The sequence below is a fragment of the Dorea longicatena genome (genome assembly GCF_024168045.1).
GTDB lineage: Bacteria > Bacillota > Clostridia > Lachnospirales > Lachnospiraceae > Dorea_A.
The window spans coordinates 764366-776340 of record NZ_CP100126.1 but is presented as its reverse complement, the minus strand read 5'-3'; the positions used below and the strand labels follow the sequence as shown (position 1 = coordinate 776340).

Annotated in this window: 12 protein-coding genes; all 12 read right to left on the bottom strand. The window is 41.9% G+C overall.

What is annotated here, in order from left to right:
- Positions 1–193: 193 nt before the first annotated feature.
- The 12 genes from NKF87_RS03785 to fmt all read right to left on the bottom strand — a co-directional run bounded on the left by NKF87_RS03785 (position 194) and on the right by fmt (position 11975).
- Positions 194–835 (bottom strand): GNAT family N-acetyltransferase, encoded by a 642-nt coding sequence (locus tag NKF87_RS03785; RefSeq protein ID WP_253584019.1) that lies wholly within the window; start codon positions 833–835, stop codon positions 194–196.
- A 95-nt stretch (positions 836–930) separates the two neighbouring features.
- A complete protein-coding gene (locus NKF87_RS03780) occupies positions 931–1524 on the bottom strand; it encodes a TetR/AcrR family transcriptional regulator (protein ID WP_253584017.1) in 594 nt (197 codons plus the stop codon).
- Between the two features lie 105 nt (positions 1525–1629).
- On the bottom strand, positions 1630–2397 hold the full coding sequence (locus tag NKF87_RS03775; protein WP_161143305.1) for a zinc ribbon domain-containing protein: 768 nt from the start codon (positions 2395–2397) through the stop codon (positions 1630–1632).
- A gap of 380 nt (positions 2398–2777) precedes the next feature.
- Positions 2778–3437, bottom strand: coding sequence for a thiamine diphosphokinase (locus NKF87_RS03770; RefSeq protein WP_028087178.1), 660 nt, complete (start codon positions 3435–3437; stop codon positions 2778–2780).
- On the bottom strand, positions 3430–4092 hold the full coding sequence (gene rpe / locus NKF87_RS03765) for a ribulose-phosphate 3-epimerase (RefSeq protein WP_055284308.1): 663 nt from the start codon (positions 4090–4092) through the stop codon (positions 3430–3432). Before rpe ends, NKF87_RS03770 begins: the two co-directional genes overlap by 8 nt.
- A gap of 2 nt (positions 4093–4094) precedes the next feature.
- A complete protein-coding gene (rsgA, locus tag NKF87_RS03760) occupies positions 4095–4973 on the bottom strand; it encodes a ribosome small subunit-dependent GTPase A (RefSeq protein WP_253584015.1) in 879 nt (292 codons plus the stop codon).
- 6 nt (positions 4974–4979) lie between these two features.
- Positions 4980–7085 carry a Stk1 family PASTA domain-containing Ser/Thr kinase gene (gene pknB, locus NKF87_RS03755; protein ID WP_055284310.1) on the bottom strand — a complete coding sequence of 702 codons (2106 nt, stop codon included), beginning with the start codon at positions 7083–7085 and terminating at the stop codon, positions 4980–4982.
- Complete coding sequence (locus NKF87_RS03750; RefSeq protein WP_028087174.1) at positions 7079–7822, bottom strand: Stp1/IreP family PP2C-type Ser/Thr phosphatase; 744 nt, start codon at positions 7820–7822, stop codon at positions 7079–7081. The genes pknB and NKF87_RS03750 overlap by 7 nt, the downstream gene beginning before the upstream one ends.
- Positions 7800–8870: a 23S rRNA (adenine(2503)-C(2))-methyltransferase RlmN gene (rlmN, locus tag NKF87_RS03745; RefSeq protein ID WP_253584013.1), complete on the bottom strand. Its 1071-nt coding sequence runs from the start codon at positions 8868–8870 to the stop codon at positions 7800–7802. Before rlmN ends, NKF87_RS03750 begins: the two co-directional genes overlap by 23 nt.
- Positions 8863–10173: a 16S rRNA (cytosine(967)-C(5))-methyltransferase RsmB gene (gene rsmB, locus NKF87_RS03740; protein WP_253584011.1), complete on the bottom strand. Its 1311-nt coding sequence runs from the start codon at positions 10171–10173 to the stop codon at positions 8863–8865. Before rsmB ends, rlmN begins: the two co-directional genes overlap by 8 nt.
- A 67-nt stretch (positions 10174–10240) precedes the next feature.
- A complete protein-coding gene (locus tag NKF87_RS03735) occupies positions 10241–10948 on the bottom strand; it encodes a zinc metallopeptidase (protein ID WP_138375495.1) in 708 nt (235 codons plus the stop codon).
- A gap of 76 nt (positions 10949–11024) precedes the next feature.
- Positions 11025–11975 (bottom strand): methionyl-tRNA formyltransferase, encoded by a 951-nt coding sequence (gene fmt, locus NKF87_RS03730; RefSeq protein ID WP_117596905.1) that lies wholly within the window; start codon positions 11973–11975, stop codon positions 11025–11027.

The window sequence follows — 11975 nt, the reverse complement described above, 5'->3', positions numbered from 1 at the left end:
TTTGTGAATATTCATTTTTATCTCATCTCCTGTTTGTGATAGCTCTTTCCCTTCGTTTCTTTTGCAATAATTTCCATTATTTTAGCCATCGCACTTGTCCAACCTTTTTTATACCAGTCCTTTTTCATTGACTTCATTACAATTTTTGCCTCCTGTTCTCTGCATGCGAAGCGAATATTCACGAACCACTTCGCTAAAATAACTGTCCCGGCAGTTTCTTTTTCTCTTTATTTAAAAACTGCTTATCAAACTCTTCTGCTTCCTGCTCATCTACAAGATAGCCTTCCGGTGTGGCATACTCTCCGGTAATCCCATCAAGATAACCAGGTACAAGTTCTTTACACAAAAAGAATGATGCATCTTCTCCCTCCGGCAATCCATGATAACGGATACCATACTCGCTTGCCTGTCTGAATCCACTCTTACCGTAAAAATCAATATTTCCTTCAAAGCATAATGCTCCACAGCCAAACTCTGCTGCTTTCTCCAATGAATAATCAAGCAGGATTTTACCATATCCTTTCCGCTTATATTCATTCTTGATACAGATTGGTCCCATCGTCATAATTGGAATATATCTTCCATCATCCGATTTAATACTCGTTCTCATAAACATATTCTGACCAATCAGCTTACCCTCTTCATCATTTCCTTTAAGAAGCATCACAAAATCCAGTTCTGGAACAAATGCCAGATCATTTCTGAGCTGATGCAATACATAATGCTCAAGGCATCTCGGACGATACACATTCCAAAAACTTTCTCTTACCAGATTTTCTACTTTCTGATACTCTTCCTTTTTCTCTAAACGAATCATAATATTATTTTTTTCCATTTCTTTTATGTCCTTTCTTAAAAATAAAAACCGATAATCCTGATTTTTCAGTATCAGAATTAACGGCTCTGCGTCTTAAGCGTCTGGCTCTTATTTTACTGTTTCATTTCTTCTACAATTTTGTCCAGCATCTGTTCAAACTGACATTTCACTTTCGCCTTATCTGCTGCTCCATCATATACACTATAATAGATAAACATATTCGCATAAAATTGAACTGCAGTTTCTTCGGGATTTTTTATTTCCATATTTTTGAACAGGTCCTTCACGTATTCTGCCGGTCCGGATACCAGATATTGCTGATATAAATTCTGCATCTCTTCACTGCGAAACTGCTCTATTGTGAGCATCTTCCGAAACGATGATACAAAATCATCCTCTGTCCAGTATTCAAACATAGACTTGCTGTATTCCACCAAATCATCCAGTGATACATTCTCATACTTTTCAGGCATTTTTTCTTTTTCATCTTTCGGCATATCATATTCTGTTGCCTGTTCGCCATCCTGCTGCTCCATACGCCCCACAATACAGTCAAAAATATCTCTTTTGCTTTTGTAATGACGGTACAATGCCCCTTTTGTCATATCAAGCTCTCCTGCTATCTGGCTGACTGAGACAGCCTCGTAACCCTCTCTGGCGAACAGATGCAGTGCCACAATTAATATTTCCTCTTTCCTATTACCCATGCACATTTCCTCCAAAACAAATAAACGACCGTTTACATCTTAATAACAGTAAACGGTCGTTTATTTGTCAAGACTTTTCTTTTTGCTTATATTATCTTGCTTATATTATCTCTTTTTATAAATCAGAAGCTCCGGATTTTCACCATTCTTCTCATATGTACATACCAAAATAAAATCCATGCCTGCCAGAATACCGAAGCACCTGTCTCCTCCAAATTCAGACTCCAGTTGATTCCCCAGATATGTTTTCTGATCATCAAGGAATTTCACTTTTTGTCCATTAGGCAGAGTATATTCCAGATTCACATATTTCCCCACAAGTGCATTTAGTTTGTCTACCCTTGGAAGTCCGTCTATATGCAGATCATTAATTTCATTTATCAATTGCTTTTTAAACTCTTCAAACTGCCCATTGTCACTAAGTTCATCATACCTTTTCCAGTAATCTAACTTTGGAAGCATTTCTTTCAGATAAGAACGTGCCTGTTCTTCGGTAAAGTTTTCATTTACCATATTCTTTACACATACATCAATCAATTCATCCATATCATTATATGTGTATGTTCCATCTGCATAACACCATTTACAATACTCCTCATTTAATGTGCCATCCTTATCACGTCCCAATATGGAATCATCATCAATTGGCATCCCGCAGCACTGACAGATCAGCTTTCTGGGTTCTCCCAAAAGCGTATTGATGGAAACATCAAATTCTTTCGATAAGAGCTTAAGTGTATCAGTATTTGGAACCGTATCTCCATTTTCCCAGCGTGATACTGCCTGCCTTGTTACCATGATTTTATCTGCCAGTTCGTCTTGTGACATTCCTCTTTCTGTACGAAGTTTCAAAATAATATTTTTTGTTTCCATAGTCATCACCTCCATAAGCATATCATATAGATAAATTCATGTTCTGAAAAGCAACTTGCTGTTGCCATACCCTGTCTATATGATTTAATTATCACTCTTTGGTCATGACTTTCCTGCACCAGGTTCTTGTCTTACAGTGAGGACATTTTAAATATCTTAGTAATGTCACAAACGTAATTGTTGATATTACGCCAATAATTCCAGTTGCATAATCATATCATAACCTAAACACCAGTTATTTTTATTATAATACTTACAACTATGAAAAAGAAGCACTCATACAAGCGCTTCTCCTTACCACATTAGAGCTTTGATCAAAAGGTTAATGGACCACAAAGTAGGCCATTTTTTCAAAAACTTACATGAATTTATATAGAGTTTTATCTGTCTTTCGTTTCCATCAGAATCACAATTCCATTCAGGAAGCTGATTGTCACTTCATCCTCCTGGAACTGATTGCTGACGCAAAGGCTGTCATATGGTATCAGTGTATGATTCGTCAATGGATACTTTGCCCCTTTGATACTGAAACCAAATACTTCCTCGCCTAACGGAAACACAGAAAAATACGGTCCGTAAGTTTCTCCTTTTTTCAGATGGGTTTCCCCGCCTCCGATCAGACGGATCTTATTCTGGCGATCCATAATCACAGCATTAATTCCGGCTTTAAACGGGATTGCAAGGCTCTGAACATTTGCCCAGAGGTGATCGATACGACCTCCGGTTGCTCCCAGGATCAGAATCTCACCTGCCCCTAATGTCATAGCCAGTCTGATTGCAATCTCTGTATCAGATGCATCTTTTACCGGATTAAATTCCCTGATCGGAACATCTGTCTCATTACGGTAATAATCTCCAATCTCTTTTTTTACACTGTCAAAATCTCCGACAATATAATTTGGCAGAATCTGATGGCTGTAAAGGAACTCCATACCTTTGTCCACACCGATCACATACTGGTTTTCCTCTTTTTCAAGGATTGATAATACAAATTCTTCTTCCAGCTCCCCACCGCTGATAATCACAATCTTCTTATTCATAACTTTTCAATATCTCCATGAATTTTGCAGTATTTTCCCCGGCATCTCCTCTGAACACAGCAGAACCGGCCACAATTACATTTGCGCCTGCATCCAATACTTCTCTGACATTCTCCACATAGATTCCTCCGTCTACCTGAATATCTGTCTCCAGATTTTTTTCATTCAGCATCGCACGGACCTCACGGATCTTATCCAGTGATTCCGGAATAAATTTCTGTCCGCCAAATCCCGGATGCACGCTCATGATCAGGATCATCTCCACGTCTTCCAGATATGGAACAAGCTCTTTTACATCTGTCTCTGGATTAACAGCCAGTCCTGCCTTCATGCCACATGCATGGATTTTATCCAATGTCGTTTTTACGTCTTCACAGGCCTCCAGATGTACCGTTACATAGTCAGCTCCCGCCTTCTGGAATGCTTCTACATAGCGGATCGGTTCCTGCACCATCAGATGTGCATCCATGAATTGCTCCGTTGCATCATGGATTGATGCCAGAACCGGCATACCAAATGATATACTTGGTACAAACATTCCATCCATAACGTCAAAATGAATATACGCTGCCCCATTTTCCTCTGTCTTCTTCATTTCCTGACCCAAAACTTTGAAATCTGCCGCTAGTATTGACGGTGACAATACATAGTTCATCATCAGTACCTCCTTTTATTCTTCACTTCCTCATACATTTCTATATAATTCTGATAACGGATTTTATGAATTTTATCCTCTTCCAGAGCTGCCTTTACGGCACACCCCGGCTCATGCACATGATCACAACCGTTAAACTTGCACATTCCTTCGTATTTCCGGAATTCCGGAAAGAAGTACTTCAGATCTTCTTTTTCATAATCATTCACATATAACGAACTGAATCCCGGTGTATCCATGATATATGAATTTTCATCAATGGCAAACAATTCCGAATGTCTGGTGGTATGTTTTCCCCGCTCAATCTTCGTACTGATTGCCCCTGTCTCCATATCTGCCTCCGGCTGCAGAATATTAATGATCGAAGATTTTCCCACTCCAGACGGACCTGCGATCGCTGTTGTCTTTCCTTTCAGAAGTTCACGTATATTTTCAATCCCCCGTTCTTCTTTCGCACTGACAAATACCAGCGGATAGCCGCATGATTCATAGATTGATTCCAATTTCTTCACCTGCGGATCTGTCGCAATGTCTTCTTTATTAAAGCATAACACAACCGGAATCTCTTTGCTTTCCATCATAACAAGAAAGCGGTCCAGCAGATTAAAGTGTGGATTCGGCTTCGTGATTGCAAAGACTACCAATGCCTGATCGATATTGGCCACAGCCGGGCGGATCAGCTCATTCTGCCGTGGCAGTATCTTCACTATATTTCCTTTTTTTTCCGATTCATCAAGAATCTCTATCTCTACATTGTCTCCCACCAAAGGCTTGATCTTTTCTTTCCGGAATACACCTTTGGCTTTGCATTCATAAACACCGAATTCTACTACGTGAACGTAGTAGAATCCGGCAATTCCTTTTATAATTTTTCCCTGCATAATCTTTTACTGGCCAGTCGTGGTCCCATCATTTGTATTAGACCCATTCTGGTTATTGTTATCTCCTGTGGTTCCTCCATTTGTCGGCTCCTGTGGTTTCGCCCCGAGGCTCACCACATAACTGATCGTACCTCCCTTGGAAATATTTCCAGAAGAAGGACTCATGGAGATGATACATCCTTTCGCATAACTGCTGCTGTATTGTGAATCCGATACATTTGTATACAGACCATTCTGGGATGCCCAGCTCTTAAGTGCTGACTCCTGCTGTCCTACAAAGCTTTGGATATCAATCTTTTCTTCCGGTTTCGGTCCGTTACTTACCGTGATTGAAATGGTTGTTCCGGCTGCCGCCTTACCTCCAGGTGTTACAGTCTGGCTGATAACCATTCCTTTTTCCACACTGTCACTGTAGTCATATGTTACAGTTCCTACATTGAATCCATAATTCTTGATCGTACTCTGTGCAGTTGCATCTGCCATGCCTCTTACATCCGGCACCGTCTTCTTATCTGTTCCCTGACTTACCAGCATGGTAACTGTAGAACCCTTTTCAGCTTTTGTTCCGGCAGAAGGTGTTGTATTGATGACATTACCGCTTGCTACACTGTCATCATACTGGAAACTTGAAATCACCTTAAATCCTGCATCTTCCAGTTCTTTCTGTGCTTCCGTTTCACTCATACCGCTGACATCCGGTACCTGCTTTTTACTTTTTACCAGTCCCGAACTAATAACAACTTCTATAGTTGTATTTTTCTTTACCTTTTCACCGGCTTCCGGAGTCTGTTTAGAGACCAGTCCGGCTTTATATTTTTTAGATTCTGTTCTCTTAATCGGTTTTATTCCAAGATCTTTCTTTTTCAGTGCAGCCTTTGCCTGCTCCTCTGTCATACCACGGATATCTGGAACTGTAACTTTTCCTGACGTATCTGCATCATCCTCTGTAGTAATTCCGCCAAACGACTTGAAAACCCCCGCTGCCTTTCCCACTGTAAATACAAGGATCAGCACAATGATCGCAATTACCACAATCGTCAGAATCTTCATGAGCTTATGCATATGCGGATTTACTTCATCCGAATCTCTCCCGGATGCATAATCATCGTATTCGTCGTCGCCATCTTCTCTGTCGTTATATCCTTTTCCCGAATACACATCTGTAGTGTCATATTCATCATCATATTCGTCGTCATCATCGTAACCGTTACGGATATCATCCAGATCTTTATCTGTCATAATAACCGTATCGGAATCCCCGCCTGCCGACGCTATTCTTACGAAATCTCCATCCGGATCTACCAGTGAATGCTTCAGATCCTGAATCAGATCTCCTGTACTTGTATATCTTCTCTCAGAACTCTTCTGTGTACATTTCAGAATAATCTGTTCCAGGCTGTAAGGAATATCCGGAACCAGCTCCGACGGCGGTGTGATCTCCTGCTGCAGATGTTTCATTGCAACTTCTACCGTTGTCTCGCCATCAAACGGAACCTGCCCTGTTACCATCTCAAATAAGGTAATACCAATGGAATAGATATCACTTCTCTGATCACTGAATCCGCCTCTCGCCTGCTCCGGTGATGTATAATGCACGGAGCCCATTGCATTCGTACTTACTGTATTCGAAGTTACAGCTTTCGCAATTCCAAAATCTGTAACCTTTACCTTCCCATCCTTGGAAATGATAATATTCTGCGGCTTGATATCACGGTGAATAATTCCTGATGCATGCGCCGCACCGATACCACTGCACATCTGGATTGCAATACTGATCGTCTCTTTGTGAGACAGTCTTCCTTTTCTCTCTATATATTCTTTTAAGGTAATCCCTTCTACAAGCTCCATGACCATATAATTAAGGCCGCGGTCTTCTCCGACATCATATACATTCACGATATTCGGATGCATCAGTCCGGCTGCCGCCTGTGCCTCCGAACGGAATTTTCTTACGAAATTTTCATCTTCTTTATACTGCTTCTTTAATACCTTAATCGCCACATAACGGTTCAGCATCTGGTCCCGGCCTTTATAGACATCCGCCATTCCACCGGCACCGATCTTACTAAGTACAGCATATCTCTTGCCTAGTACGATTCCATCTTTTACCATACACTCACCTCATCAGCAAGTGGCTCTGCCACGATAACCCCTATATTATCTCTCCCGCCATTGCTATTTGCTTTTTCTATCAACATCTGAACAGCTTCTACTACATCCCTGGAACCCTTGACAATATTAAACATATCTTCGTCCTCAACCATATTGCTGAGTCCGTCTGTACACATCAAAATAATATCACCCTTCTTCAGACGATATTCATAAATATCTGGTTCCACATTTTCCTTTACACCGATTGCACGTGTAATAATATTCTTATCCGGATGGTTTCTTGCTTCTTCTGCCTTGATTCCACCGAGTCTTACCATCTCTTCTACCAGCGAGTGATCCTTGGAAAGCTGTCGGATCTTGTCATTGATCAGGTAAAGTCTGCTGTCTCCTACATTGGCAAAGTACAATGTATTGCCAACAACAGTTGCCGCTACCAGTGTTGTTCCCATACCTTCCAGCTTGATATCTCTTGAAGCTGCCTCGATTAATTTATGATTTGCAATACTGACTACGCTTCTGAGAATCTCCTCGGGTTTATCCATCGGTGTCTTCTTCAACTCATCTTTTAATACATTTACCGTATAACTGGACGCAAAATCTCCCGCCTTATGTCCGCCCATTCCATCGGCGACCGTAAGGAGGTTTGGAAATGGTCCTATTGGTCTGTCTGTAACGTATACATAGTCCTGATTGACCTCACGTCTTCTGCCCACATCAGTCATTGCATATATTTTCATCTGTCTCTCCCTCGCTTTTGGCTGCGTGTCTACGGCGCAGCTGTCCACAAGCTCCGTCTATATCAGAGCCTCTTTCCCTTCTTATAGTAACATTAATTCCGTTTTTTTCAAGTTTATTTTTAAATTCCAAGGCATTTTTGCGGTCTGGCTTTTTAAAATCACGCTCTTTGATCGGATTCACCGGGATCAGGTTCAGATGGCAGTTTCTTCGTTTTAAAATCGCCGTCAGTTCTCTGATATCATCCGGCTGGTCATTGACTCCTGCCACCAAACTGTATTCGAAGGTAATTCTTCTTCCTGTCTTATCAAAATAATAGTCACAGGCATCCAGTACATCAGACAATTCATATTTATTTGCTACCGGCATCAGCTTCTTACGTTTTTCCTGGCTGGATCCATGAAGTGACAGAGCCAGTGTGATCTGCAGTCCCTCTTCAGCAAGTCTTCTCATATTCGGGACAATCCCGCAGGTAGATGCTGTAATATTTCTCTGGCTGATATGAAGCCCGTGTTCATCACTCAGCATATGGATAAATTTTATGAAATTATCATAATTGTCCAACGGTTCTCCGGTTCCCATAACCACCACATTGGAAACTCTTTCTTCTGTAATCTTCTGAATATGATAGATCTGACGGAGCATCTCCGATGTCTCCAGACTCCTGACGAGTCCTCCGATCGTTGATGCACAGAACCTGCACCCCATACGGCATCCGGCCTGCGAAGAGATACACACAGAATTGCCGTAATTATATTTCATCAGAACACTTTCTACCATATTACCGTCTTCCAGTTCAAACAGGAACTTCTCAGTCGGATCCACTTTCGATATCTGATGATCGATCATCTTCACTTTCCGGATCTCATAGTTTTCTTTCAACTTCTCACGCAGCCCTTTGGACAGATTTGTCATCTCATCAAAATCATCTGACAGCTTTACATGAAGCCATTCATAGATTTGTTTGCTCCGGAATGCTTTTTCTCCGATTGCAAGCATCTCTTCTTTTAATTCATCATAATTGTAGGAACATATATCTTTCTTATTCATGATTCACCCTTTTTAATATTGCTATGTAGAATCCGTCTCCCGCATCTCTTCCCGGAATCATCTGTTTTTCTTTCACCAGTTCAAACTCCGGATATTCTTTCAGAAACCACTCCACATTCCCCTCATTCTCTTCTCTGTGTATCGTACAGGTACTATATAAAAGCTTTCCACCTGGCTTTACATAATCCTTTACTACCGACAGGATCTTCTTTTGTAACTCCACCAGATCTGCTTCTGTCTTTTCATTCATCTTATAGCGCAGATCCGGCTTCTTTCCAAGTACACCAAGCCCGGAACACGGAAGATCTGCAATTACAATATCGGCCGTTTCTTTCTTATGTGGATCGTATATTGCAGCATCCTGACATACTGCATTAATATTTGTAAGACCGCTTCTTTCAATATTATCCCTGATCAGCGCCACCTTATACTCTGCCAGATCTCTCGCTTCCACATGACCGGTTCCGTTCAGAAGTTCTGCAATATGTATCGCCTTTCCTCCCGGTGCGGCACACACATCCAGCACCTGGTCTCCTGCTTTCACTTCCGACCATAATGCTACCTGCATAGAACTTAAGTCCTGTACCTGGTAAAGTCCCTCACAAAAGCTTGGAAGTGCAGACAGATGATCATATCCGGACAGATACAGTGCACATGGAATCTCTGGCACTTCCCCTGCCGTCACACCTTCTTTTTCCAAAATTGAGATCAGCTCTGCTTTTTTGATCTTATGTTCATCAAACCGGACTGTCAGCGGCTTTTCTTCCAGAAATGCTTTTCCGATCATCTTTACCGTCTCTTCATCATATACTTTCAGCCACTGCTTTACCATCCATTCCGGCAATGAATACTTTATGGAAATGAAGGCCTCTTGATCTTTCTCATCCGGATAACTGATCTTGTTCAGATTTCTGCCGATATTACGAAGTACTCCATTGACAAATCCCTTCAGGTTCACAAACCCTCTTTTTCCCGCAAGTTTTACTGCTTCATTACAGATTGCCGAATCTGGTACGCTGTCCATATATTTCATCTGATACACCGAACTTCTTAAAATCGTGCGGATCACCGGTTTCATCTTATTTACTTTTACTTTGGAAAACTGATTGATGATATAATCGATCTCAATCATACGCTCCAGTGTTCCATTTACTACTCTTGTAATAAATGCGCGTTCCCGTTTGTCCAGATATTGATATTTATCCAGAACATTCTTTATCACGATATGGCTGTACTCACCGTCTCTTGTAATCTGAAGCAGCATGTCCAACACTAATTCTCTTTCATTTACAGACGCCTGCATACGTCCCCTCCTCTTTCCATAGATATACAATCAGGGAAGCGGCTTATATCCCCTTCCCTTTCGTTAATTAATCGTTTCTTCGATTTCCAGTCAGAAGCAGTATACGCAGAAGCTGCAGAATTGCAGATGCTGCTCCGGCTACATAAGTAAGTGCTGCCGCTGTCAGCACCTTTCTGGTATCTCTAACTTCATCCTCATACAACATGCCTGTATTACCAAGGATCTTCAATGCCCTGTGTGACGCATCAAATTCCACCGGTAATGTCACAATCTGGAATAACACTGCAAGCGAAAATGCAAGAATTCCGAGATTGATAAACAGCACAGAGGTTGTACTGCTGTTGAAGAAAAATCCAAGAATGATCAGCGGCCATGCAATAGAACTTCCGAAATTTGCTACCGGTACCAGACTGCTTCTTAACTTCAACGGTACATATCCGGTCGCATGCTGTACCGCGTGTCCGCATTCATGTGCTGCTACTCCAAGTGCAGCTACCGATGTGGAATTATAAGTTGCATCCGAAAGTCTCAATGTCCTGGTTCTCGGGTCATAATGGTCGGTCAGATTACCGGAAATGTGCTCGATCCGCACATCATACAGGCCTTCTCTGTGAAGAATCTGTTCTGCCGCATCCCTTCCTGTCATACCGGAATGATTCCTTACTCTGGAATATCTGCTGAATGTGGAATTCATCTTCGCTGATGCGATCAGGCAGATCACGACACCCATCAGCACTAATATATACGTTGGATCAAAATACATTGGATAATACATCATTATCAGCCTCCTTGCTCTCTATGACCTGCATTATATACGAAAATTTACCCTAATAGCAGCTTTTCATACATTTTTAACAATTCTTAATCATTTGTGAAGAAAGTTCACATCCTGTTTCGATCTGATAACCGCGTAAGAAAGCGTCCGCTTCCATTCTCTTCTTTCCCGGGATTTGAAGTGCAAGAACTTTCAGAAGCCCATCTCCTGTCTGTACGGAGAAACTGTCTTTTTCTACTTTCACGATTGTTCCCGGTTTTGCATCTGTGTTCTCGTCCAGTACCCCAGCTTCCCATATTTTCATAACTTTACCGTTCCAGTCCGTGTAAGCACTCGGCCATGGATTCAATCCACGGATCAGACATTCAATTGACTTTGCAGATCTGCTCCAGTCGATATCTCCCAGCTTCTTATCCAGCATCTTCGCATATGCTGTCGGGCTTTCTCCCTGTACTTCCCACGTTGCTGTCTTATCTTCCAGTGCCTTTAACGTCTCAACGCAGAGTTTTGCGCCAGCCTCTGCCAGCTTGTCATGAAGACTTCCTCCTGTTTCATCTTCCGACAAAGGAACTTCTGTCTTCATGATCATATCTCCGGTATCCAACCCCTCATTCATCTGCATAGTCGTTACACCGGACACTTTATCTCCGTTGATGACCGCCCACTGGATCGGTGCAGCACCACGGTAGCTTGGCAATAAAGATGCGTGTACATTGATACATCCGTAAGGCGTCATATCAAGAATCTCCTTCGGAAGGATCTGTCCAAATGCAATGACTACCATGATATCAGCATTATATTTGCGAAGCTCTTCTACGGCTTCCGGCTCTCTGATCTTCACCGGCTGAAAAACCGGAATTCCATGTGCCACGGCTGCCTCTTTAACCGGTGTATACTGCATCTTGCCGCCACGTCCTTTCGGCTTATCCGGCTGTGTGACTACAAGTACAACTTCATGCCCGGCCCCAATCAGTGCTTCCAGCGTTCCGACCGAAAAATCCGGGGTTCCCATGAATATTACCTTCAT